This window comes from Pseudomonas viridiflava, assembly GCF_900602065.1.
GTDB lineage: Bacteria > Pseudomonadota > Gammaproteobacteria > Pseudomonadales > Pseudomonadaceae > Aquipseudomonas.
This window is the reverse complement of sequence record NZ_UWFN01000338.1, coordinates 1-453: the sequence shown is the minus strand read 5'-3', so window position 1 is coordinate 453 and position 453 is coordinate 1. Positions and strand designations below refer to the sequence as shown.

The 453-nt window shown below is 60.0% G+C and carries 1 pseudogene; it reads left to right on the top strand.

The features are described 5' to 3' along the window. A pseudogene (locus tag EE949_RS25695) lies at positions 1–400 on the top strand (lipopolysaccharide kinase InaA family protein); the annotation flags it as partial. Between the last annotated feature and the right edge of the window lie 53 nt (positions 401–453).

Genomic DNA, 453 nt, shown 5'->3' with positions numbered 1-453 from the left:
GCCCAATACCGAAGACATGTCTGCCCTGGCGCAGCGCAAGGATCCGCTGTTGTCCGACAGGCAATGGGCGGATGGTATCAGCCGTCAACTTGCATCCTACACGCGGATCATGCACGACCATCACTTCACCCATAACGACCTGAAGTGGCGCAACCTGCTGGTGGACGATCAGGCCCGGCTGTTCTTCATCGATTGCCCCAACGGGGCCTTCTGGTGGAGCTTCATGCTGCGCTACCGGATCACCAAGGACCTGGCGTGCCTGGACAAGGTCGCCAAATACCACCTGTCCGCCACCCAGCGGCTGCGCTTTTACCTGCAATACCGTCAGCGTGCGCGTCTGAACGCCTCCGACAAAAAGCGTATCCGTCATGTCGTCAGCTTTTTCGAGGGGCGCGAATGAGCGTGTTTATTGCCAGTGCCGACCGGCCCCTGCTGGAGCGCCACGGACTGACT